The 24,158-nt window shown below is 68.9% G+C and carries 12 protein-coding genes; all 12 read right to left on the reverse strand.

The window, feature by feature from the left end; translation table 11 throughout:
* Positions 1-14: 14 nt before the first annotated feature.
* The 12 genes from KYT87_RS19990 to KYT87_RS20045 all read right to left on the reverse strand — a co-directional run bounded on the left by KYT87_RS19990 (position 15) and on the right by KYT87_RS20045 (position 24,156).
* Positions 15-548: an RES family NAD+ phosphorylase gene (locus KYT87_RS19990; protein WP_219990672.1), complete on the reverse strand. Its 534-nt coding sequence runs from the start codon at positions 546-548 to the stop codon at positions 15-17.
* Positions 545-1,006, reverse strand: coding sequence for an MbcA/ParS/Xre antitoxin family protein (locus KYT87_RS19995; protein WP_255593344.1), 462 nt, complete (start codon positions 1,004-1,006; stop codon positions 545-547). Before KYT87_RS19995 ends, KYT87_RS19990 begins: the two co-directional genes overlap by 4 nt.
* A gap of 13 nt (positions 1,007-1,019) precedes the next feature.
* Positions 1,020-2,159 (reverse strand): peptidylprolyl isomerase, encoded by a 1,140-nt coding sequence (locus tag KYT87_RS20000; RefSeq protein ID WP_219990674.1) that lies wholly within the window; start codon positions 2,157-2,159, stop codon positions 1,020-1,022.
* A 26-nt stretch (positions 2,160-2,185) separates the two neighbouring features.
* Complete coding sequence (locus tag KYT87_RS20005; protein WP_219990675.1) at positions 2,186-2,659, reverse strand: YbjN domain-containing protein; 474 nt, start codon at positions 2,657-2,659, stop codon at positions 2,186-2,188.
* A 57-nt stretch (positions 2,660-2,716) separates the two neighbouring features.
* A complete protein-coding gene (locus tag KYT87_RS20010; protein ID WP_240433934.1) occupies positions 2,717-3,409 on the reverse strand; it encodes a DNA repair protein in 693 nt (230 codons plus the stop codon).
* 10 nt (positions 3,410-3,419) lie between these two features.
* Positions 3,420-5,114, reverse strand: a complete 1,695-nt coding sequence (locus KYT87_RS20015) for a putative porin (protein ID WP_219990676.1) — start codon at positions 5,112-5,114, stop codon at positions 3,420-3,422.
* A gap of 36 nt (positions 5,115-5,150) precedes the next feature.
* Positions 5,151-5,864 (reverse strand): TonB C-terminal domain-containing protein, encoded by a 714-nt coding sequence (locus tag KYT87_RS20020; RefSeq protein ID WP_046804845.1) that lies wholly within the window; start codon positions 5,862-5,864, stop codon positions 5,151-5,153.
* A 16-nt stretch (positions 5,865-5,880) separates the two neighbouring features.
* The gene (locus KYT87_RS20025) at positions 5,881-6,300 is read right to left on the reverse strand and encodes a biopolymer transporter ExbD (protein WP_046804844.1); all 420 of its coding nucleotides are present in this window, start codon (positions 6,298-6,300) and stop codon (positions 5,881-5,883) included.
* A 10-nt stretch (positions 6,301-6,310) separates the two neighbouring features.
* Positions 6,311-8,287 (reverse strand): DUF2341 domain-containing protein, encoded by a 1,977-nt coding sequence (locus KYT87_RS20030; protein ID WP_219990677.1) that lies wholly within the window; start codon positions 8,285-8,287, stop codon positions 6,311-6,313.
* 34 nt (positions 8,288-8,321) lie between these two features.
* Positions 8,322-9,935 (reverse strand): ShlB/FhaC/HecB family hemolysin secretion/activation protein, encoded by a 1,614-nt coding sequence (locus KYT87_RS20035; protein ID WP_104144099.1) that lies wholly within the window; start codon positions 9,933-9,935, stop codon positions 8,322-8,324.
* A 342-nt stretch (positions 9,936-10,277) separates the two neighbouring features.
* Positions 10,278-23,087 (reverse strand): filamentous haemagglutinin family protein, encoded by a 12,810-nt coding sequence (locus tag KYT87_RS20040; protein WP_219990678.1) that lies wholly within the window; start codon positions 23,085-23,087, stop codon positions 10,278-10,280.
* Between the two features lie 112 nt (positions 23,088-23,199).
* The gene (locus tag KYT87_RS20045) at positions 23,200-24,156 is read right to left on the reverse strand and encodes a FecR domain-containing protein (RefSeq protein ID WP_255593345.1); all 957 of its coding nucleotides are present in this window, start codon (positions 24,154-24,156) and stop codon (positions 23,200-23,202) included.
* Positions 24,157-24,158 lie beyond the last annotated feature (2 nt).

The following is a 24,158-nucleotide window of genomic DNA, read 5'->3' on the forward strand; positions in this document are numbered from 1 at the left end:
GGCTGTGCAACATTCTAGTCCCGCGCGGCGCCATCGACGGCAGCGGCCGATCCCTCCCGCGCTCCGCCCTGGCCGGCGGCGGCCAGCCAATCGGCGCCGTCGCGTATCGCTTTGGCCATGGCGCCCAGATGCGGCGCATAGGGATAGGCGGACGACGCGGTGACGCGGCACTGCCGCATGTCGGGATGCGCGGTATTAAGCAGGTATTGAAAGCCGCCGGACGTAGCCGGCACGCGCAGCAGCAAGGACTGGCCGCTGGCCGCCCACGCGTCGCCTATCGCGCGGGTGGCGCGCAGGTCCGTCTGCCCGGGCGCGGGCGCGTCGGCCACGCTGACCGAACGGCCGGGCGTGGTCACCGACAGCAGCTGATAGCCGCGCGGCAAGGCGTCGGGGTGCGTCACCTCGGCCAACACCAGCCGCGCCAGCACCGCCGCCGCCGGGCTCGCCTCCAGCACGATGACCGGCACGCCCGCGCCATGCCAGCGCCCGGGCGGGCAGGCGCGCGGCTGTAGATCGCCGGCATTGCTCAAGCGCCACAGCAGCATCATGGTCCGTTGCCTTCGTCGATATCGATCAGCCAGCTTTCGATGAACCCGGCATAGCGCCCGTGCTGGCACAGCAGCAACGGCACCCGGCCCAGCAGCCGGCGCTTGGGGCTGCGCAGCCAGCGCTGCCCCTCGTCCCGGCCGCCGAACACCAGCTCGGCCAACCAGACCACCCGAAGCGCCCGATACAGCACCCGCAGGTCGGACACGTCCAGGCCGAATGCCAGGCCGGGCTCCGGTGGGCATAACGGCACCAGCGGAAACCAGCGCGCCAAGTCGTCCGGGAACGTCTGCCGCAACGCCTGCAACAGCGGGGCAGCGCCCTGCAACGTAGAAGGTGCGCGCGTCGTGCCCAGGGTCTGCGTCAGCCGCCAGTCCAACGCCAGCGTGACGCCGTGGTCAGCTGCTGACGCAGCGCCGGGCGGCGCGTGGATCACCGTGCTTGCCGGCGCATCGTCCACGGCAGCCGGCCGCTTACGGAGCGCGGGCGACGGAGGCCGGGCCGGGCGTTGCCGCCGTGCTTTGCTCGAATGCGGCGTTGAGTGCCGCGCCATCGATGCTGACGGTTCCGGCATTCAGCAAGCCCTCCATATAGGCCCGCGCGGCCAGTTCCTGACGTTGGCTGCGCAGCGCGGCGCGCAGTTGCTGGCTGACCTGGTCGAACGGCGTCACGCCCGCCGGTTGCAACGCCGTCAGCTTCAAAATGTGAAAGCCGGCCGCCGACTGCACCGGCGCCGACACATCGCCCGCCTTCATCTGCTGGACCACCGGACGCATTTCAGGCGTCAATTGCGCCAGGGGCACGAAGCCGATGTCACCGCCTTGCGCGCGCGTGGTCTCGTCTCGGGAATTGGCCTGCGCCAGCGCCGCGAAGTCGGCCTTGGGCGCCTGCGCGCGGCGGACCAGGTCCTGCGCCTGCTTGCGCGCGGCGGCAACGGCGTCGGCATCGCCCAGCGGCGCGGGCAGGAAGATCTGGCTGACGTGGTACTGCGCGGGCACGGCCAGCTGCGGCTTGGCGCGTTCGTACGCCGCTTGCAGGTCGGCGTTGGTGGGGTAGCCGTCCGGCGCGCGGCTGACCGACTCCAGATAGCTTTGCATCACGATGCGTTCCTCGGCCGCCTGCACCGCACGGCGGATTTCCGGCTGATCCTGCCAGCCCTGCGCGCGCGCCTGCTCGATCAGCGCCTTCTCTGCCAGCCGGGCACGCAGCCATTGCTCGAGCCCCGCCCGGTTGTCCTGCAACTGCTGGCGCGCTTGCGGCGGTAAGGCCTGCAATTGCCGCAGCAGCTCATCGCGATCCACGCGTACGGCGCCCAGCGTCGCGATGGCCGTGGCCGGTTGGGGCTGGGGCGAGTTTGCTTGCGGCTTGGCGGTGGCGTTGGCGGATGGCGCGGCGGTGGCTGCCGTGGCGGCAAGCGTTCGGGCCTTCGCCGAGCCGGATGCGGGAGCGGGGGCCGCCGCCGATGCGGGAGCCGCGGCCGCAGCCGTGGGCGACGCCTCGCTGCTTTGCGCATCCTTGCCGCGCATCAACGCAACGGCGCCCGCCAGCACGGCGATCAGCAACACCGCCGCCGTGACGCGCAGCGGTTTGTTGGCGGTCAGGGTCTGGTTCATGGTTCTATCCCTTCAGGCAATCCACGTTACGCAGTCGCCAACGAGTCGGCCGGCGTTTCCACCGCATTGACGTCCCCCTGCGGCGATGCATTGGCGCGCAGGAACAGCAGGAACTCTTGCAGCAAGCGGTCCCACAATTCCGTCGTGGCGCGCAGATACGATTCCGACACGCCGCCCGCCACGATCACGTCCAGCTCCAGCACCAGGAACACGCCTTGCACCGTCAGCCGGGCAAAGCGCTTTTCCACGTTCCAGCGCTCTGCCAGGCCGGCGGGCACGTCGCCCTGCACGCGCAGCGCGCAGCTCAGCGTGTAGTCCAGAAAATGCCCGTCCTCTTGGGCGGGGTTGCCCATGCGGGCGGCAAAACCCACGCCCTGGCTGGCGCTTAGCAACTGCACCATGCCGTTCTGCTCGGACCGCGTGACGCGGTAGCCCACGGATTGCAGCAACGCTTGCAGGCGTTCGGCATCGACATCAAGAATCAAGCTGGTTTCGGTCATTCTTAGGGTCCTGAAAAATGGGGAAGCAATCGGAGGAAGCAATTCGGGCAAGCAAGGCTACGGGCGCGACGTTGCAGCGGCTTGACTGCCAGCCACCTGCGCGTCGTACAGCTGATCGCCATAGGCCTGCGCCTGCTCTTCGAACTGCACGCGGGCCTTGCCGGCAAAGGGCTGCTTGATGGCCAGGATGTCGCCCGTGCTGATGCCTTCGTAGGCGTTCAGAATTTCTTTGCCTGCCTCGTACATCTGGCGGTTCTTGGCCACGCAGGTCTTGATGTCCGCATCGCGCAGCGCCACCGTGCGGGCCAGCGCGGCGCGCTCCGCTTCCTTGGCGCGCGACAAGGTCAAGAGCTCGTCGTACGCGCCCTTGAACTTGCCCAGCTGTGCCTGGCTGGCCGCGACCTGGGACTGCGCGGCTTGCGCCACGGCGTCCTGTTGCCCGGCAAGCTTTTCGGCCTGGCCACGGGTCTTGGCCAACTGCGCGCGCAGCGACTCCAGTTCTTTCTGCGCCGCGTCGCGTTGCGTTTCCGCCGCCGTCTTGGCCGCGTTGATCTGCGCCTGCTCGCTTTGCAGCTGCTGTAGCTGCTGCGTGGTGCTGCGCAGCTGCGCGCGCAGACGCTCTTCCATGCTTTCGGCGCGCGCGCCGCCCGCCACGCTCAAGCCGGCCGCGCACAAGGCCACGGCCGCCGCCAAGCGCCGCCCGCGTCCCGTCGTGGCCGCGTGGCGGGATTCATCCCAAACGGTATGCATGTCCATGGCCTTAGAACCTGGCGTTGATTTCAAACTGCATCGTGTCGATGGCCAAGGGCGGACCGTAGATCTCCTTGGTGCTCATCCAGCGGAACACGCCATACACGTTCTTTTCGAACGCGTAGCCCGCCCCGATGTAGTAGCCGCGCGCGTTGGTGCCGCCCTGGTGGAACGACGAATCGTTGTAGGCGTCGGGCAGCGCGTCCGGCTGGATGTACTTGTAGCCAACAAAGGCCAGCCAATCGCCCTTGTCCTTCAGGTCATACGAGCGCCCCAGCGTGGCTTGCAGCATCCAGGCGTTGGGGCCGCTTTCGATATCGCCGTTGTCGCCGAAGTTATTGACGATGTAGCCTTGCGAGCGGCTTGCCATCTTGCTCTTGCTGTAGGCCAGGTTACGGATGTAGTTACCGTTCAGGCGCAGGCCCAGGCCGTCGAACACGCGCGTGTCCCAACGCAGGTTCAGGTCCAGCAGATCGAACTTGGACGCCAGGCCCACGTATTGCGGCTGCGGCGTGTCGGCCGGGTTCAGCGGGTTGGGCGCGATGTTGCGCAGCAGGAACAGCGTGTTGCCCTTTTGCATGAACGCCGGGCGCGACCAGTCGGTGTCGCAGCTTTCAGCACCCGCCCACGGCGAACATGAACTGGATCGCTTGCCCGCGATGTTGTCGAAGTGGTAGTAGGCCAACGCGCCGCGCAGGCTGTTCTGGTTGTTGATCTTCCAGTCGGCGCCCACCTGCCCGCCCAGCAGCCATTTGTTTTCCGTTTCGCCTTCGCTCATCGACGATGAGCTCCAGCCGTTGTTCGCGTATTCCGTCGCGAACGCGCCCAGCGTGCCGAACAGCGTCACGTCGCGGCCTTGCAGCGGCTGCTTGAAGATGGCGGCGATACCGTCAAAGTTCAGATCGTTGGAGAACAGCGTGTCGGTCGATTCGAACGGGTTGGCGATGCGCCCGCCGGTCACCGTGGCCCACTTGGCCGGGCGATAGGTCAGGTAGGCCTGGTCCAGCCAGATGTCCTTCTTGCCCATGCCGCCGCCCAGCGTCTGCGACGTGGATACCGGGCTGTCGTCGCTGCCGGTGGCCAGGCGGATGCCGGCCGTCCAGGCCTCGGAGATTTCCGCGCGCACGCCCAGGCGGGCGCGGATGCGCAGCTGGTTGCGGCGGTCTTCGCGCGTGTTCAGCATGGGCGGATAGCCGCCGTTGGTGTTGGGGTTGACGTCGTACGGCCCATTGGCGTTCAGCTTGGCAAAGTCAGTGATTTCATTGCTGTTGCCGCCGTTGTACAGGCGCGATTCATCGCGCACGCGCACGTCGCCTTCCACCGTGATGCGCGAGACCCAATCCGGAAACGTATTGGGTTGCGCCCAGTTTTCTTCCTTGGCCTGCACCATGACTTCCGCCTTGACCTCGTCGCGAATCTGATCGCGCACGGTCTGGGGAATGTAGGGCACGCGCACATCGCCGGCCTGCGCCACGGCGGCGCCCCGGTCGGGCGCGGCCTGGCGGGCCGCCTTGGCTTCGGCTTCCGCCTGCGCGACCAGCGCATTGGCCTGTTCGGGCTTGAGCACGCCTTGCTGCACCAGCAGGCGGATCAGGTTGATGGTGGCGTTCTCGGACGGCGCGGGCGCGCTGTGCGCCGGCAGGCAGGCGGCACCCGCCACGGCCAGCGCCAGCGATGCCGCCAACCGGTTCAAAGGGAACTTCATGCTGTTGTCACTCCAGGATCAATTCAATTTGGGACATCAAGACGGGCGGCGGCCAGTCAGCGACGCGCGGATGGGCATGTTGGCCGAGGCCGGCGGGCGCTCGTCCAGCCCGGGCACCGCGCGCAAGGCGGCGATCACGCGCGCATCGACGTCGGCATCGCCGCTGCCGCGCGTCAATTCCACGCGGGTGATCTGGCCGGCTGCCGTCAGCCAGATGTTGGCTTGCAGGCGGAAGGTCAGGTTGCGGGTGCGTTCGTCTTCGCGCAGGATCTTTTGCAGCGCATAGGCCAGGTACTGGCTGTAGGTGGCATTGCCCGCGCGGCCACCGCCGCCGCCCGACATGCCTTTGCCCTGCCCCGCGCCGATGTTGAAGGCGTCGCTGCCGGCTTGCGCATCGCCGTCGATCTGCATCGGGTTGGCCAGGTCGTCGGCCGGACGCGGCGGCGCCTCGTCCTGCGGCTTGGGCGGTTCGGGCGTGGGCTGCGGCTCGGGCTCGGGCGTGGCCACGGGCTCTTCCTTGGGAGGCTCGGTTTCCGGCGGCTTCTCGGGTTCGGGTGGCGGTGGCGGCGGCGGGGGCAGCGGGATGATGGCGGTGACCTTGGGCGCATCGCGCCGGACACCGGACATATCGTTGGCCCAGCGCCAAAGCGCATAGGCCGCCACGACGGCCGCCACCGCCACGGCCGCCAGCTTCAGCCAGCGGCGCGCCGGATGCGGCCCGCGCAAGGGATCGGATGCGTGTTGCGACATGACGTGGTTCCCGGCCCTATTGCGGCTTGCCGGTAACCAGGCCGACCTGCGCAAGCTCCAGGCGACGCAGCAGGTCCAGCACTTCCACCACCTTCTGGTACTGCACGGCGGCGTCGCCGCGCACAATCACCGGGAAGTCGGGGTTCAGTGCTTTCTCGGTACGCAGCCGGTCTTCCAGTTCGGGCAAGGTGACCGGGTAGGCGTCCAGGAACACCTGGCCGGCGTCGTTGACGGAAATCGCCTTGGTCTTGGGCTGCGACAACGCCATGGTGGAACTGGCCTTGGGCAGGTTGACCTTGATGCCGGCGATCTGCGCGGTGGCGGTCAGGATGAACATGACCAGCACAACCATCAGCACATCGACCAGCGGCGTGATGTTGATGCCGTCGACGGGCGCGTCGTCATCATCGTCCTGGGAAGTGGATACGGAAGCCATGCTGTGCTCCTTACGCGTGGGCGGGCGCGGGCTGCGCCTCGCGCATGGCAGGGTGGCCGGGGGCAGCCGCGCGCGGGGCGGTGTGATGCGCCGCTTCCTGCGCCTGGGTCTCGCCGTGCACTTCGGCCAGGCGCGTGATGAATTCGTCGACGAACACGCGCATGTCGGCGCTGACTTCCTTGTTGCGCGACACCAGGCGGTTGTAGCCAAACAGCGCGGGGATGGCCACGAACAGGCCCATCGCGGTGGCCAGCAAGGCGGCTGCCATGCCGGGGGCAATGGCGTTGATGTTCACGTCGCCCGCCATCGCCGTGCCCAGGAACACGACCATGATGCCCAGCACCGTGCCCAGCAGGCCGATGTAGGGGCCGCCCGCGATGGCGTTGGACAAGGAACCCAGCTTGGAACCCAGCGCCAGGTTTTCCTTGGTGCGCACGGCGTCCATCGATGCGCGAATGGCTTCGATGGTGGCGGCCGAAATCGACGTGGTGTCGGCGCCCTGCGCGCGGCGCGTGCGGATTTCGTTGATGGCTACGCGGTACAAGCGCCACAGCGAGGCGTTCGCCAGGCGTTGCGCCAAGGCGTTGTCATCGGCCAGCAATTCCAGCCGTTGGCCGACCGTGGCGAAGCTGTCGCGAAACACCTCGTTGGCGGCGGCCACGCGCGCCACGTTGCGGCTTTTTTTGAACATGATGATCCAGGACTGCACCATCATCAGCACCAGCACGCCGATGATGATCCAGGCGTCGATCGGCACGGCCTTGAGCAGAAAGCCCAGGCCACCGAAACCGAAGCCCGACTGCTCTTCATCCGCGCCGTAAGCCACCAGGCGCGACTCGGCGCCTTGCGAGGCGGCGTCGGCGTGGATCAGCGCGGCGGGGCGCGCAACCTTGGACAGGCGCACTTCGTCCATGGCGCCCACGAACGGGGCGTACACCGGACGCGGTGCGGCAGCGGGCGCGGCGGCGTCGGCGGAGGCCGCACCGGTCGCGGTATTCGCCGAATTCGCCGAATTCGCGGAGGTCGCGGAGTTCGTCGCCGGCGTGGCAGGCGTTGCCGACGCAGCGGAGGCGGCCGGCATCGGCACGTCGCCCCCCAGCGCGGCAGGCGTGGCCAGCGGCGGCAGGCTGGCGGCCAGCGACGCGGTGGCGCGGCCGTTCACGTACAGGTGCACCTGGCTGCCATCGGCCGTCACGGCAAGGTGCTGCCACGCGGCGGGCGTCAGCGGCTGGCCGGGCTGGCTGCGCTGGCCGTTCACTTCCACAAACGGCACGCCCTGGTTGATGCCGATCAGCAAGGCGTTGCCGGCATCGCGACGCGCATAGACCAGCTGTTCGCCGGCCGGTTGGTCGGCGCGCACCCAGGCGCTGAACGTGAACGCGCCCGCGGCCGGGATGGCCAGCGAGGGGCTGGCGGGCAGCATCAGCGGCGCGTTGCCCGTGAACTGCGCGGCGCGGCCAATCACGCCGTCGACCGCAGCGCCCGTCGGCGTCTGGCCGTGGTTGCTGTAGGCGGTGGTGTCGCGCGGCGGCGCACCGGCCGCACCGTCAAAGTGATAGACCAGCGTGTAGTTCGGGTCGAAGCTCAGTTGCCCATTGGCGGACGCGGGCGCCTTCTGGTTGCCGTAGTACATCCAGATGTCCTGGCGTTGGCCGTCGGCAAGTTCCGGCACGTCCACCCACACCAGCGCCATGCCCAGCAAGGGGTCGAACGATTCCAGCTGGTGGTTCAGCACGGTCTGATCGTCGGCCGCCACGAAGCGGATGTCGGCGCCCTTCTCGTTGATGCCGTCAAAGGTGAAGTTGCCCGTATGCAGGCGCACCAGCAGCGGCGTGCGGCCGGCGGGGCCGCCCAGCGGCAGGCCCTGCGCGGTGCTGTCAACGGTGATTTGCTTGCGGTACTGCCAATCCGGTTGCCACCAGGCGTTGGCGGCCGACGGCAAGACGCCGGCCAGCACGGTTAGCAGGAGCATCAATAGGCGTTGCATGAGTAAGACTCCGGGATGGAAAAGTGGCGTGCGCTCAGAAGCTGGCGCGCACGCTGAAGTTCAGGCGGGGATCGTGTTTGCGGGTATTGGGGCCGTCTTTCAGCGGATAGCCCCAGTCCAGCGAGCCCGACAGCCAATCGATCATTTGCAGGCGCGTGCCCAGGCCTACGCTGGCCAGCGAATAGCGCGAATCCTGCTCAGGCAGCGGGTCGCGCAAGCGCAGGCTGGCCGCGTCAGCAAAAGCGTAGAAGCGCCATTCGTTGACGTTCGCGCCCAGCCAGCGCGCCAGCGACGGCGTGCGCCATTCCAGCGACGCCAGGATGCCGTCGTCGCCCGTGCGTTCGGCCGCCAGGTACCCGCGCACGCTGGTCGCGCCGCCCGCCGAGAATTGTTCGTTGGACACCAATGCACCCGAGGCCAGCTGGAACGATCCGCGCAGGCCCAGCTGCCAGTCGCCAAACAGGTTTTGCGTGTGCGTGCCGTCGCCGCGCACCAGGGCAAAGCTGGGGTTGGCCTGATAGCGCTTGTCGTCGAATTCCTTCCAGTCGCTGCCCTGGTTGAAGAAGGAACCGCTGGCGCCGACCAGCGACAAGCCCAGGCTGCTTTGCGAGGACTCGCTGTAGCGGTAGCCGTTGTAGGCCAGCGTGAACGGCAGGTACTTGATGGGAATCTGGTCTTCGTTGGCGCCAAAGCGGGTGGACTCGTCGAACTTCTTGTAGTCCAGGCCGAGGGACAGGGAATTGCTCCAGTCGCCTTGCGGGTCCATCGTGTAGATCGCCGACAAGCCGAACGAATAGCCCTTGCCCAGCACGTTGGTGCCGCCGATGGTGGCCACGTTGCTGTCGCTTTTGTAGCCGGAGAATTGCAAGGCCCAGCGCGGCGCCAGCGGCATCGAATACGAACCCGACCACACCTTGGCGTTGTCCGTATCCTGCGGCGCGGTAAAGAACGTCAGGCTGACGGAATGGCCCAGCTGCCACAGGTTGTCATAGCCCAGCGAGGCCGTGCTGCGCAGGCGCGAGGTGTCCGCGCTGTAGTCGTTGTTCAAGCCCACGCTGGCATGCCAGGGGCTTTTGTCTTCCACCTTCAGGTCCACGTCCATCGTGCCCGGCAAGCGCCCTTCCTTGACCAACGGCACCACCTGACGGCCGGCGCCCTTGTTCAGCCCGGTCAGCTCGGCCTGCGCCTGGTTGAAGTTGGGCACCTGCCCTTCCTGCAACGCGGGCACCTCGTCGCGAATGGTCAGCGGCGAATAGTGCTGCGCGCCCACCACGCGCACGCGGCCGATCTTGGTTTCGGACACTTGCAGGAAGACGATGCCATCGGCCACCTGCTGCTCGGGCAGGTCCACATAGACGGACTGGTAGCCCTGTTCCTGATAAATCGTCTGCAAGGCTTCGCGCGCCGATTCAATATCGGCCAGCGTGCGGTCAGGCCCAAGATAGGGATAGACGGCGCGCTCGATGTCGCGCGCTTGCAGCACGGTGTTGCCGCGCACGATGTATTCGTTGATGTTGACGCGGCGCTCTACGCCCGTGGGCGCGTCCTGCGCCAGGGCGCCGTTCATGGCAATGGCCAAGGCAAACGCATGCGGCGCACGGCGCAATATGGCGCGCAACGCGCTACCCCTACTTTCGAAATCATGCATGACGATGCACTCAGTTCCTTGTGTGAAAACCGGTCGGTGCCGGCCGCTACCGTGCAGCGCTACGCGACAATTTCGTTACGGCTTTTGCCCGCAACAGCGCGTCCATGGCTTCTGCTTGTTACTAGACGTACTGGCAGGCCCGGGACGACGCGTTGTAAGAAAAACTTCATGAAAAAGAATCGCGGCGTGCGCGGTCGCCGGGGGTCGCCGCCTTGCGCGGGGATTCTGGCCACGCGACATGACGGCGAATGCAGTGCAAGCGGCGTGGCGAAAAAAAAACGCGGCCGGTGCAAACCGGCCGCGCATACCAGGCATGGTTGGGGCATGCAGGAGGCACTTCCCTTACATCGTCAGGCGGCTTTTCTCCTCGGCGCTCAAGCCGCCGGTTTCGCTGGCGTTCAGCGCACCCGCGCCCAGCACCTGCACGGCGCTGGCGGCGTCGTACTTGGGCGCCGCCGATGCCGACCCGGCCGGCGGCGCGGTCGGGGCGGCGCCCGCCACCGGCTCGTCGCCATAGCCCAGGATCTGCACATTGATGACCGACGGCTGATTCTGGCGCGCTTCGTTTTGCGCACGCTGCGCCGAGGCCTCGGCCGCATTGACGGCCGAAGTCGCCGCCGCGCTGGCCGATGACAACGCGCCGGTATTGACGGCCGCCGACACCGGCACGCCCGCGCTGTCGCCCTGGGCCTGGATGTTGGCGGCGTTCACCACCTGCAAGGCCGCGATGTTGACGTTGCCCGACACGCGGATGCCGGCCTCGCCCGCGTCGATCGTGCCCAGCGGCGCGTACAGGTCCACGTCGCCCGCCGGCACTTCCGGCAGCGGCGCCAGCGTGGCGATGCCCGCGCCGGTGCTGGGCGCATTGGGCGACAAGGTCACGTTGCCCACGGCGTCATATTCCCGCTTGGGCGGCGAATACAGCACCGTGGTCTTGGACCCGCGACCCGCGTTGATGTCGCCTTCGGCCGACCACGCCGTGATGCCGCCGCCAAAGGTCGTCATGACGCGGCTTTGCCCCAGCAGGATGCTGCCTTGCGCATACAGCTGGATGTTGCCTTCCCCCTGCGTGATGATGCCGGCCGTGGCGGGCGGCGCCACGCCTTCCACGCCGAACACCTGCTGCCCGCCCGGCGTCATCAGCTGGATGTCGCCGCCGAAGCTGCTGCGGATGCCCGCCGCGCCGTACAAGGTGATGTCGCCGTCATACGCGCCGGGCGTCGCGTCGGAAAACAACGCGGCGATGGCCTGGCGACCGCGCAGATAGCTGCCGTTGCGCGGGCTGCTCTTGTCGTTGTATTCGCGGCCCCCGGCACGCAGCTCGGCAAAATACACCTGCCGCGCGAAGATGCGTTGCTGCTCGGCGGGCAGCGCCGCGAACGCCGCGCGCGCATCGTCCGTGCTGCCGGCAAAGCCATAACGCTGCGTCAACCACAGCAGCAGTTCGGCCTCGTAGGTCTTGAAGGCCAGGCCCTGGTCGACCAAGGGGCGGCCGGGGTCGGCGGCCTTGGCCGGGTCCAGATAGCGGTCGATAAAGCCCGCGTAATCCGGCCCCTTGGCGCCCACGCCCGCCTGCACGGCGATGGATGCGCCCAGCCGGTGGTCGCCCGACAGCACCGGCCCCAGGCTGGTAATGGACGCGCGATCCGCCATCAACACGTGACGCCCCGCCGATACCTCCAGCACGCCGGGGCCGGCCACCTGGAACGAGCTGTACAGGATGTCGCGCCCGGCGGACACGCGCGATACGTCCAGCGCGTCGCGGTGCAGGAACAGGTTGCCGGCCGAGGTCACCGACGTCGAGCTGGCGCCGAAGTTCATGCCGTTGGTCGTGGGCACATCGGTCTTGACGCCGGTGTCGGTACCCGAGGCCACGATGTCGCGGCCCGCCATCATCCACACCGGGCCCGACGCCTCGTACCACGTCTGCCCGGTATTCGGCCCCTGCAAGACCGAGAGTGCTTCGCCGCTGCGCAGCCCCACGATGTCGCCATCGCGGGCGTAAAAGCGCGTCACCGCATTGGAACCCGCCGCGCCGGCCGTCGGCGCATTGAAATAGAACAAGGGGAAATGGGTGTCGCGGGCGCCGTCGATGCCGTCCACGCCCTTGTTGCCCAGGGCCACATTGGAGTTGGCTTCGGACAGGTAGCCCGAAAAGGCCGGCGCGAACACGTTGGCCACGCTGGCGGGGTCGGCGCCCGAGCGGTTGATGGCGTAGCCGCCCGCGTAGATGGAATTGCCGGCCAGCACTTCCAGCTGGCCACGCGCGCCCGGCGCCAGGGTCAACGAATACGGCAGCCCCGAGGCCTCGTTGTTCAGGTAGCCGGCCGACACGCCCGCATACACGCTGCCGTCGTAGGCCGTGGCGCGAAGAATCGACGGATACAGATAGCGTCCGTCCGACGGCGACGTATTGCGCCCGGTCTGCACCGACAGCCCCTGCGCGCTGTGCGAGGTCTGCCGGCTGGGCGTCAGGTTGCCGCCCGCGCTGGACAGTTCGATGGCGGTGTTCTCGGTCCACATCGAGAACCAGCTGGTGCCGCCGCCGGTGCGCAGGGTGCCATCAAGCAGGTGGTACGGCGTGGTGTTGGGCACCGCCACGCGGCCGGGGTCGCCGGCGCCGCCCACCACCAGGTCGCCGCGCGTATCGATGCGCATGACCGAATCGCCGGGAATCAGCACCAGCCCGCCCGTGGCGCTGGTCAGGGTGGAGACATACGGGTCGTAGCCGCGGCTGTCCTTGGCGTCCTGCTGGTTGACTTCGTTGCCGTACCGCAAATCCAGGCCGCCCACCGCGCCGCTGGACAGCCCGGCGTGGCCGCGCAGGTTGATCAGCGCGCCTTGCAGGTCCAGCGCGGGTTCGCCGTAGTAGGGCGTGGGGCCCACGGTGGACGAGACCCGTCCGCGTGCGCTCTGCGTAGGGTTAAGCCCGCCGCCCACACGGATGTCGATGTCGCCGCCGCCCGTCAGCGTGATGGCGCCATCGGCCGCGACACGCCCGGTGCTGCCCACCGCCACGATCAAGCCCTGGCCGCGCGGGTTGGCAACGGACCCGCGCGATTCGATATTGCCGGCGTCGCCGTCCACGCGCAGGTTGACGTTGCCGCCGCCCAGCGCGCCAAAGCCCGTGAAGCCCACCAGCAGCGGCGTGTTGTCCTTGAAGTCGGAAGGCGCCTTGACGTAGCTGCCGAAGTTGATCCACCACGCGGTGGGCGTATCGCCGCCGTTGGCGCTGCCCGAGCCTTGCCGCCACAACCAGTTGCCCACGCCCACGCTGGGCGCCAGCACGCGCGCGTCGAAGGGGCCACCGGTGGTCTTGCCCCACACGTCGCCGCGCAGGGTGCCGCCGGTGTACAGGCCCAGGTTGCCGCCTTGTTCCGGATACCAGGCTTGATAAGTGCCGCCCTCCGATACGAAGGGTTCGTAGGTGCTGGAATGCGCATCGCCCAGCACCGTGGCTTCGTAGCGGCCGCGCGGCAGTTGGTAGGCGGGCGCCACGTCGGCGGACTGCGTGCCCGCCGTGTAGACCCCGTAAGCCGACATCAGGCTGATGTCACCGCCGGCCGCCAGGTCCAGGTCGCCCGTGCCGGTGCGCAGCACGCTGAAGTTCTGCGTGTGCGCGGTTACCGTCGTCGACGACTTGTTCTCATAGCACTGCTCTGGCGAGCGCGCACACTTTTCCAGGTCTTCGTCCGACACCGGCGACCCGGCGGGCTGACCGTACGTGTTGTCCGGCGCCCAGGCCCAGCGGGGCGGCGGCAGGCACAGCCCTTCGATCGCGTCGCACAACCACAGCAGGTCTTCCGGCACCGGCGCATAGGGCTCGAAGCCGGAGGGGCCCGCCTCGGGGCCCCACACCAGGCCGGCGCCCATCGCCAGCGTGACGTTGTAGTGGCTGTCGGCCAGGTTCAGCTTGCCGGCGCCAGGGCCGGGTTGCACGCGCAGCGGGTCCGCCGCATCCAGGTCCGCGCCGGCCACCAGGCGCAACGACCACGACTGGCTCCCGGCGGGCAACATCTGCGCCAGCGCCCAGTTGCGCCGCTGGTCGGCCGTCGTGCCGGGGCGCAATTCGACATAGTCCACGCCATCCGGAAACACCAGCTTGGCCTGCGACGGAATCACCGCGCCTTGTTTGAGCGTGATCGTGCCCGCCATCAACAACACGTTGGGCTCGTAGCCTTGCGTGGTGTACAGGTTGGGCAGCGCCACATTGGCCGGCCACGTGAACGCCTGCATGGCCGTGCCCGCCGTCAACAGCGTGCCCGCGCCCAGGCGCGTGCCCACCGGCAGGTCCACCGCCTGCTTCAGGATGCTGCCCGCCGCGTACAGCAACTGCCCGGCCGCATCGCGCACGTCGCCGGACAACACCGTGCCTGCCGCGATGGACAGCGGCTGGTTCAGCGCCGCTTCAACGGGCAGGCGCGTGCCGGCGGCCAGCGTCGTCGGCTGCAAGGGCAGCGCGTAGTTCAGCGTTTTGCCACCGGGAAATTCGGTGCCGTCGGCAAGCACGACGCCGCCGCGCGGCAACACCACATCGCCGCCGAAGGGCTGCGCGCCCGGCGTCAGAATCCAGCCGTGCTCGTCGTCGGGCGTGGCTGCCGGCGGCGCGAAGCCGTCGTTGATGCTGCCGAAGACGTCCAGATTGCCCTTGGCGCGCAAGGTCAGCGCGCCCGCCTCGCCGGAGCCGTACACCGACGTCATGGCCGAACGCGGGTTCAGGCTGGCATAGCGATAGCCCGACAGGTCCAGGTCGCCTTGCACGACCAGGTCGCCATCGCCCGTCTTGCTGACGATTTCCACGCCCGGCCGCAGGTGGAACACGTCGCGGTAGGTGGCGTTGTTCAAGCCTGCAAGCTTGGCGTTCAGCAGATTGCCGTTTGCCAGTGCGTTGCCGATGAACGTTGCGCTGTCGCCATGCAGCGTGTCCAGATAGGCCTGGTCAATGATCTGATGGCTGCGTCCGTTGGCGCGGTCGGCCGGGTCGCCGACGCGCGCGTCGTCATAGCGCTGCATGGCCACCAGCGAAATGGATTTGGCGCCGTCGATGGTCAGCGGCCCACGCGCGTCGATAGCGATGTCGCCGGCCGTGGCCGCCGCGCCGCCATTGACGCCCGCGTTGCCCGACGCGTCGATACGCGGCGCCAGCAAGTCCAGCGTGCCCCGCGAGGCCCCATCGTGCTGCCCCGCGCCGGTGCCTGCCGTGGCGGCCGTGCCGTGGCGCAGGTCGATGCGCGCGCCGCTGGCCAGCGTCAACACGCCGCGCCCGGCGTTCAGTTCGACCACCGCGCGGTTGGGCGCGTCGATGATCTTGCCGTAGCTGTCCACGCGCAACACGGTACCGTGCGTGTCCAGCACGGCGTTGGACGCCAGGGTCAGCCCGTCGCGCGCGGCCAGGCGGATGCGGCCCACGCGTTCGCCGCTGGCATCCACCACGCCGGCCACCGTCAGGCTGCCGCTGTCGATCGACAGATTGATGTCATTGCCGCGCAGCGTGTTGCCCAGCGTCAGGCTGCCTTGCTTGAGCTGGAAGCTGCGCGCGCCGAAGACGCCGCCCTCGTTCAGGCGCTGGTTAAGCGCATCGAAATCCGTGCTGAGCGTGGCCGCCGTGCCCAGATGCTGGGCACGCACGTCGATGCTGCCCGCGCGATACGGCACGGCGGTACCGCCGGCATCGTAATGGCCCGAGCTGGCGCCCAGGATGCGGCCTTGCAGGTCGACCACACCGGCCGACGCCGCCAGCGCATCGGCCCGCAGCGTGCCCGCGTTGTTCTGTTGCGCCGACAGGTCGATCAGCGCGCCGCCCGCTTGCCGGATGCCACCCTGCGCGCTTTCCAGAATCACATCGCCGCCCCAGCTGTAGCGCAGCACGTCGTTGAACGCGATGGCCCGGCCGGACACGTCGATTTGCGACGCCCCGGTCAGCAACACGCCGTCGCGGCCTTGCAACGTGAGCTTGCCGCTGGGCAGCACGATACGGCCGTCGACTTGCACCGTGGCGCCGGACAGGCCGACTTGCGCGCCCAGGTCCTGCACGGCCGCCACCGGCCCGGCGCCCGCGCCGGACAGGCGCACGTCGCCGCCCGCCAGCATCTGGTTCACCGAACCCGCGCCCCCGGTCAACAGCGGCGTGTTCAGGTTCAGGTTGCCGCCGCGGTACGCGTAGCGGCCGGTGCTGCTGTCGAATGCGCCCTGCGATTCATACACGGACAAGCTGCCGCGATGGTTTGCCGTGATCCGGTCGCTGGCGTTCAGGTTGACGCTGGCAAAGCCCAGCGCCAGACGCGCATTGTCTTCCTGGCCGCTGGGCTGCGCGCCCTGGCCATAGCCGAATTCGATGCGCTCGGCGTCGATGCGCAGCACGCCCTTGCCCGTGCCCGCGCCGCCGGCCACCACTGCGCCGGGCGCTTGGGTTGCGCCGTTCCAGATCAGGTTCTGGGTGCGGATGCCCGCCTCGTCGCCCGCGTCGCCAAACCCGTAGATGGCCGGGGTGCCCAGCGCCAAGGTCGCCAGGCTGTATTTGCCGGTGACCGGGTCGCGCGTGTCCAGCGCGACGGTGCCGTAGAAGTTCATCGCGTCGCGCGCGGTCAGCGTCAACACTTCCAGCGCGGGCGCGCCCATGCTGGTGTCGCCGCGCAGCAAGCGGGCCAGGATGTCCTGGTTCAGCGTCAGGCCGCTGGGCAGGATGCCCTGCGCCGCCGCCTGCGCCAGCGTTTGCGCCGTGCCGACATTGACGGCGCCAACGGCCAAGGACAGGTTGCGGGTGCCGTAGCGCACCTGCTCGCCCAGGTCGAAGGCGCCGTTGGTGGCGGCGGCGATGGTGCCTTCGGAATACAGGCGCGTCACATCGTTGCACGCCGTGGTGGCGCATGTGCCGATGCGGATGGCGCCCGTGGCCAGCGCGTCGGGCGCCAGCACGTCAAGGCGGCCATTGGACACGGCCAGCAGGCTGGCGCTGCCCGGTTGGAAGGCGTAGCCGCTGGTGGAATCCACGGACGGCGCGCCCCGGCCCAACGTCGATATCCCGGCGCCAGCTTCAAGCTCGATGGTGTTCGCCGAGAGCAGCACTTCGGGCGCGGTCAGCTGCGCGCCGGTGCGCAGCACCACTTCGCGGGCGGACTGCTGGAAGGTATAAAAGCGCCCGCCCTGCCCGTAGGACACCACCGGCATCGCACCGACGACCAGGCGGCTGGCGCCCAGCGCCGTCAGCGCATCGGCGCCCACCGACGTGCCCGCGAAGCCTGCCGTGGGCGCCTGGCCCGGGGCCAGGATCTCCACCGCGGTGCTGCCGCCGTTCACCGCCACGGCGCCACCGAAGCCACCTTGCGCAGCCTTGAAATTGGCCTGGCCTTCAAAGCTGAACGCCTGCCCGTCGGACGAACCGGGATGCAGCGCCAAGCGCAGGGTGCGTGCGTCGGCGGGCAGCATCGCGCGTGGCACGCCGCGCGTCACGGCGTCCGCCGCCACAAAGCTGGCGTAGCTCATCTCGTTGTATTGCGACAGGGTCCGCAGCACGTTCGCCGGCGTCAGGATGACCGCGCTGGCCAGGCTGTTCGCCACCTGTGTGCCGGCGGTCGACAAGGACCCGCTTGCGGCCCAGGACTGGTTGCGCATCCGCATGGGCGTCACCGCCGCGCCCGCCGTGGCCGCGCCGTTGATCTCGACGCGGAATGCGCCGGGCAGCAAGGCATAGGTGGACGGCAGCAAGGTGTAGGTGCCGGCCGGCAAGCCCGGCACGCCCGCGCCCAACGTAATCTGCCGGCCCACGCCGGGCGTGGACGCGCCGGCCTCGCCGCCCACCGGGGCCACGGGCGCCTGCGCCCCGGGCACGATGGCGTACACCGGGTTGGCGGCCAGGCCGGGCAACGTAAAGCCGCCGTCGGGGTTGTTGCGCACCAGCGGCGCGTAGCGCGCATCGGTGGAACCGCCCCGGCCAGACACAAAGCCCGCGCCGGTCAGCTCGCCGCCACCGGACAGGTCCAGCACCGAGCCCGGCAGCGCATCCACGTCCTGGAATGCCAGGGTAACGCCGGTGCGCAGCGCGGCCTGGTCGCCGATGCCGGCTGCGCCCCCCACGCCCACCAAGGACACCGGCGCGCCCTTGAACTGATACGACACGCCGTCCGTCGTGCCGCCATAAGGCATCAACAAGCCGGCGCCGCTGACCGAGGTCACGCTGCCGGGCAGCAGGCTCAGGCGTTGCGTGCCCATCCGTTCGCTCAGGTCGCCGAGCACAATGGCGCCCAGCGGCGCGCGGATGACGCCGCCCTGCTCTACGGTGGCGGCTGCCAGGCGCAACGAGCCGAACGCCGAATACGGAATGGGCGGCAACGCAGCCGTCGCGGCATCGTGACGCGCCACGGTCAGGCGGCGATCGGGGTCGAACCCCTGCGTGCCGTCCTCGCGCCGCGTGTAGCCGGCCAGCACTTCGGCCTCGGCGCCGGTGGCGGGATAGACCTGCGCGGCAATCAATGCCAGATCGCCACGTGTCCACAGTCGCGTGCGCGGTTCGTTGTCGTTGTTGGCCAGAAAGCGCAGGTCGCCCGCGCTGTCCAGCGTCACGCGATCAAAGCCCGCGCGCGCCACCGGCAGCGCACCGCCCACGCCGCGCACGATCGAGCCCTGCGTGCCGAAGGACAAGCTGTTGCCCACTTCCAGCAGATTGCCGGCGCGCACGGTGAAGGCGCCTTCGCCCACCTCGGCCGCATCGGCGAACAACACGCGCGGGCGCAGCACGCCATTGGTGGCCGCATACTTGCCCAGGCCGGACAGCCGCACATACGACGACGCCAGGTTCACGCGCGTTTGGGCGGCGGCTGTTGCGGCAACTTGTGCGTCAGCGGGTGCCTCGGTTTGCGGCGCCACCGAGAACGCGCCGGCATACAGGCGCAGGCTTTGCGCCGTCTGGATGTTGACGTCGCCGTCAAAGGACATGAGGCCGTTGGACAGCAGCCCCAGATGATCGAAGCCCCCGCCTGCCAACAAGCGCGCGGTGTCCAAGCGGGTCTGGCCATAACGCAGGCCCTCTTCGGCCTCGCCCGGTTTCAGGTCGGCGCGCAGGCCCTGGCCGGGAGCGGTCGCGCCCAGCACCAGCTCGCGCGGCACTTGCACGTCGACGCTTGAAACGTTGTCGCCCGCAATGCGGTACAGCGGGGTTTCCAGCGCGATATCCAGCGTGCCGCCCGATGCGTTGGCGCCGCCCGCCCGTGCGATGAACGTGCCGTCCAGATGCAGGCCGTTGTAGGAACTGAGCGAGATGCGGCCACCGTCGCCGTTCAGTGGCACCGCGCCCACGCCGTTCACGTCCACCACCGTGCCCGCGCCCGACGCGTTCAGCACCGCGCCGGGGCGCACAATCACGTAGGCGTCGGCCGACGTCGCCGTGGCGCGGTCGTGATTGATCTCGCCGCCGATCACGATGACGCCGCCCGAGTCCGCCACGCCATAGCGGCGGCCCTGCGCGTCGATGCCACTTTCCGCGCGCCCGGCCACGTCCAGCACCGCCTGTTCGCCGATCCAGATCGAGCGGTTGTGCAGTTCGCCATCGGCGGTGTCGAAGGACTCGGCCACGTCCAGCGTGCCCACGCGCAGTTGGCGAATATCGATCTTGCCGCCGGCGGCCGTCAGCGCGCCCGCGACCGTGATCTGCCCGGCGCCCAGCAGTTCGATGCTCTGGCCCGGGTCCACGTTGATGCGCGCGCCCCGGCCGATGTTCAGTTCGACCAGCTTGTCGGCGCCCGCGGTCGCCACGCTGCGACCGCTTTGCAACAACAGGCTGGCGCCGCGCCGCCGCGTTGCCGTGCCCGCCACGGGATCATGTTGATAGACGGGCGGCAGCCACGTGTCCAACACCGCTGCCGGGTCCGTGCCGGTGGGCACGCCTTGCGCGCCCGACACGGGGCGATAGACGGGCATCAGCACATCCACGCGCGCATCGTCAGCCACGGTCAGGCCCTGGCTGCCGGTAATCTCGTAACGCGAATAGCCCTGCTGGAAGAAGGGCGCGGCCAGGGTCAGCATGGCCTCGGCGGACGCCAAGGGGTCGGCGCCGACAGCCACGGCTGCCGCGCCCCCGGCCGCTGTGCCGGACGCATCGGGCACGGCACCCCGCACGGAGGGCTGCACCGCTGCCGGGCCATCGCCCAACACGATCTTGCCCGCCACCAGTTTCAGCGTGCCGCCGCCTTCCACGCCGTAGCCGCGCAATTGCGCGCCCAGGGTCACCTCGCCCACGGAGCCGTCGCCGGCCGCCACCGCGTCTATGGTCGTGTTGCCGCCCTTGCCGCCCGTCACCTTGTTCTTGGGCCGCAACACCGCGCCAGAGCTGACGTCGATGACGCTGCCCGCCGCCAGCTGGATATCGCCGCTGCCGCGCACGGACACCGAGCCGCCGTTCAGATATGGCATCGCGGCCGTCTGTTCGGGCGACAGGGCCAGGTTGGTCCACATGCCCGTGGCGTCCAGCCGCGTGCGCGCGCTGAGCGCGACGCGGGGCCCATCCCCCTCGCCCGCCGCGCCCGCCACGCCTGCCACCGTATCGGTCACCCCCGACGGCGAGATCTGGCTCAACACATTGCCCAGCCGGATGCTGCCGGCGCGTGCCGTCAGCGTGGCATCCACCGACACCTGGTTCGCGAACAAGGTGATGTCGCCGGCCGGTCCCACCTTCAGATCCGACTGCACGGTGATGTCCTGCGCGGCGATCTTGATGGCGCCCAGCCCCGCGCGGTTCAGCTGCGCGGTGTCCAGTTGCAGGGTGCCCGCGCGGTCGTCCGGCAACGCCGTGTCCAGATCCAGACCCGCCGCAATCGCGGCCACCTGGTCCGACAAGCTGACATGCTGGATCGTGTTTTCCGACAGGCCCAGCGCGTATTGCAACGCGCCCGTGCGCTTGTCGTAGTAAGGCGTGTACGTGCCCACCACCAGCTGCGCGCCGCGCGCCGCCGCCCGTTGCGATTGCTGATAGCCGTCCAGCCCCGCTTGCGCGGCGGCGGTCTGGCGTTCGCCTTGATAGGTCTGGCCAACGAGCTCGCCTTCCAGCACCGCGCTGCGGGTGCCGATCAACAGCCTGCCCGCGTCGCGCCCCACCGTGTAGCCGCTTTCGAAACGTTCCTTGGGCGCGATCAGCGGATTGTAGAAATACTGCGTCTGGCCCCAGCGCTCGTGCGTGGCCTCATAGCCCTTGTACAGGCCGGTATAGGCCAGGTCGCCGGGCGCGCGCGACACCTCGTACAGCCGGCCGTCCGCCCCGCGCAGCCAGGTCTGCCGGATCTTGCCGTCCTGCACGTCCAGCGTGCCGCCCGACACGTTGATCTGCGAACCGGCCCGCGTCACGACGTCGCCGCCCGTGAATTCCACGTTGCCGCCCTGCGCCATCCATTCGTTGACCGCATGGCCCTGCGTGCCCAGATACCCGCTCACCTCCAACAGGCCGCCCGCCGTGTACCAGCGGTCGGTGGCGTAGCCGTTGGTGCCGGCCGGCACCAGCACCAGGTCGCGCGCATCTACCCAGATGTCGTTGTTGTTCAGCTTGCCGCTATCGCGGTTGATCGGCGCGTCGCGCTGCTCGTTGCCCTGGACGTTGATCTTGACGCTGTTGTTCTCCATCGCCACGGGCACGCCCACGGCGCCCGCCACGTCCAGAATCGCGCCCTCGCGCACCAGCGCGCGCTGCGTGGCCTGCACGGCGATCTGCCCGCCCGTGGCCAGCGTGATCGACCCGGTGGCAAAGTCCACCGTGCCGGAACTGTTGATTTCCACGCGCGACAACTCGCGCCGGTCCGCGCCCGCCGCCACTACTGTCGCATCGGTTGCCGGGGTGACCGGCACGCGCAGGCCGTCGCGCTGGCTGTCCAGCGCCAGTGCGCCGCTGCGGTCCAGCAGGATGGCCGTGGTGCCGGATTCAGCCAGGGTGATCTTGCCGCCCTCGCCCACCGCGTTCAGGTGGACCGTGCCGCGCGTATCGACCGACGTGCTGGACAGCACCACGCCGCTTTGCACGACGTCACCGCCCGTCATCGTCACGTCGCCCACGGCGGCCTGGATCAGGCCCGTGTTGGCAACGCGGCCCGGCGTGCCGGTGGGCGTGACTTCGTTGCCCTTGGTGGTGGACAGCAGATTGCCGGACGTGCCCTGGCCACGCTTGATGACGAAGTTGTCGCCCGCCGCCAGCGCGGCTTGCCCGGACGGCGTGTTGATCGTGCCCGCGTTGTTTACTTCCTTGCCCAGCAGCAACACATAGCCGCCGCCCGCCGTGGACGTGGCCGGCGCCGCCGTGCCGATCAACGCACCGGCCTGCACGTCGATATTGCCGCGCGCGTCGGTAAAGGTCGGCTGCGCGCCGTTGTCGGCGTACACCCCCTTGTCACGAAACTGCGCGTCGGTGATCGCGCCGGCGGCGGCCACCACGTTGCGCGCGTTGACCTGGCTGGTGCCGGTGAAGATCACGCCGTTCTGGTTCACCACCATCACGGTGCCGTCGGCCTTGATCGCGCCCTGGATCTGGCTGGGCTTGGCCGCCGCGCCCACCACCCGGTTCAGCACCGCGTCGTCCGCGCCCTGCTTGAATTGCAGCGTCGTGTTGCGCCCGACGTTAAAGCTGTCCCAGTTCAGGATGGCGCGCGATTGCGTCTGTTCGATGGTGACGACCTGGCGGCCGTTCTGCACGCTGGGCGACGCGGCTTTCGCGCCTTCCCATTTGGCCAGGTCCCCCGTGGCGGCCCACAAGCCGCCCTCGACCAGGCCGTCGGGCACATCGGCGCCACCGGCGGCGGCCGCCGCGCGCGCTGCCGCCTGCGCGGCTTGCTGCGCGGCGACGGCGGCGGCCGAGCGGTTCAGGTTATCCAGCGACCGCTGCAACTGCTGGCGCGATTGCGCCTGTTGGCGCGCGCCGGCGCCTATGCCCGCCATACTGCCGTCGGGCATGCGGCCGGTGCGCTGCGCCGTCGACTGCACGGCATTCTTGTCCGAGAACCAGCCGGGGCTGAAGGCGCGCTGCTGCGCCTGCGCCGCGCCGCTGGCGCTGCCTGCGATCAGCAGCGCGGTGACCGCCTGGGACAGTGGCGTCGGACGCCAGTTCGGGCGCTGCCGCCCCGGCACCCGCCCCATGTTCCGCTTGCCACCCGAGTCCGACATCCGTGCCTGCATGATCGCCATCCCTTGTTCCAATCGCGCGAGTTCTTCACTTAGAACAAGACAGACGGATAGAAAAATGCAGACCAGAACGCTGTCACAAATAATTCATCCAGACAGGCGTTTTACGACGCGCTTATGACAACAACACCACGCCGGCGGGCAGATGTGTCACACGCGCGCCATACGCATCGCGGATCAGGCGTTCGGCGTCAGCCACCTGTGCCAACGAAAACCGCGCTTGCACCAGACGCTTGCCCAGTTGATCGTTCATCAGCACCAGCCGGCCCCGGCGATAGCGGTTCAATTCATCCACCACCTGCGCCAGCGGCTGCTGGTTGAACACCAACCAGCCCTGACGCCACGCGGTGACGACCGCCGTGTCCACCGCCACCGGCGGCATCACGCGCGCATCGTCATAGCGCAGTTCGCGGTTGGCGGCCACATCGAACACGCCTTCGGCATGCACCAGCCGCAACGCGCCGGACAGGCAGCACAGCCGCGCCTGCCCGTCGATATAGCGCAGGTTGAACGTGGCTTCGCGCGCGGTGATACGGCCTTTGCCGGCGACCACCACGGCCGGCGTCGCACCGGCGCGTATCTCGGCTTCGCCTTCGGCCAGCTCGATCACCGCACCGTTTGCGTCGTTGCCCACGTTAAGACGCGTCAGCGTATTCATGTCTACGTCCACCGACTGGCCCAGCGCCACGCGGCGCTGTTCGCCCGCCGCCGTGCGGTAGTCCGCGCCCAGCGTGTCCACGCCGGGCCACAAGCCCAGCGGGGGCTTGAACGCCAGATACGCCGCTGACGCCGCCAGCGCGCCGCCCAGGAACGCGCGGCGACCGTTCAATGCCGGCCGCTGCGCACGGCGGCTCGCGCGGTCGGCAACCACGCCCTGAATGGCGGGGCCCATGCCCTGCCACAGCTGCTTCTGGGCGGCGAACGCGGCGGGGTGTCGGCTGTCTGCACGCAACCAATCGCGAAACGCCTGCGCGTCGTCTTCGGTGGCGCGGCCCGAGGTCAGCGCCAATAGCCACTCGCGCGCCTGTACGGTAGCGGCGTCTTCCTGCTTGTTCCGTCGGGGCATGCTCATCG

It is taken from the genome of Achromobacter sp. ES-001, from assembly GCF_019448355.1.
Lineage (GTDB): Bacteria > Pseudomonadota > Gammaproteobacteria > Burkholderiales > Burkholderiaceae_B > Achromobacter > Achromobacter spanius_B.

Coding starts and splice junctions, on each gene's coding strand:
- KYT87_RS19990 (WP_219990672.1), bottom strand. CDS start 548: ATGATGCTGCTGTGGCGCTTGAGCAATGCCGGCGATCTACAGCCGCGC.
- KYT87_RS20000 (WP_219990674.1), bottom strand. CDS start 2,159: ATGAACCAGACCCTGACCGCCAACAAACCGCTGCGCGTCACGGCGGCG.
- KYT87_RS20005 (WP_219990675.1), bottom strand. CDS start 2,659: ATGACCGAAACCAGCTTGATTCTTGATGTCGATGCCGAACGCCTGCAA.
- KYT87_RS20010 (WP_240433934.1), bottom strand. CDS start 3,409: ATGCATACCGTTTGGGATGAATCCCGCCACGCGGCCACGACGGGACGC.
- KYT87_RS20015 (WP_219990676.1), bottom strand. CDS start 5,114: ATGAAGTTCCCTTTGAACCGGTTGGCGGCATCGCTGGCGCTGGCCGTG.
- KYT87_RS20020 (WP_046804845.1), bottom strand. CDS start 5,864: ATGTCGCAACACGCATCCGATCCCTTGCGCGGGCCGCATCCGGCGCGC.
- KYT87_RS20025 (WP_046804844.1), bottom strand. CDS start 6,300: ATGGCTTCCGTATCCACTTCCCAGGACGATGATGACGACGCGCCCGTC.
- KYT87_RS20030 (WP_219990677.1), bottom strand. CDS start 8,287: ATGCAACGCCTATTGATGCTCCTGCTAACCGTGCTGGCCGGCGTCTTG.
- KYT87_RS20035 (WP_104144099.1), bottom strand. CDS start 9,935: ATGCATGATTTCGAAAGTAGGGGTAGCGCGTTGCGCGCCATATTGCGC.
- KYT87_RS20040 (WP_219990678.1), bottom strand. CDS start 23,087: ATGGCGATCATGCAGGCACGGATGTCGGACTCGGGTGGCAAGCGGAAC.
- KYT87_RS20045 (WP_255593345.1), bottom strand. CDS start 24,156: ATGAGCATGCCCCGACGGAACAAGCAGGAAGACGCCGCTACCGTACAG.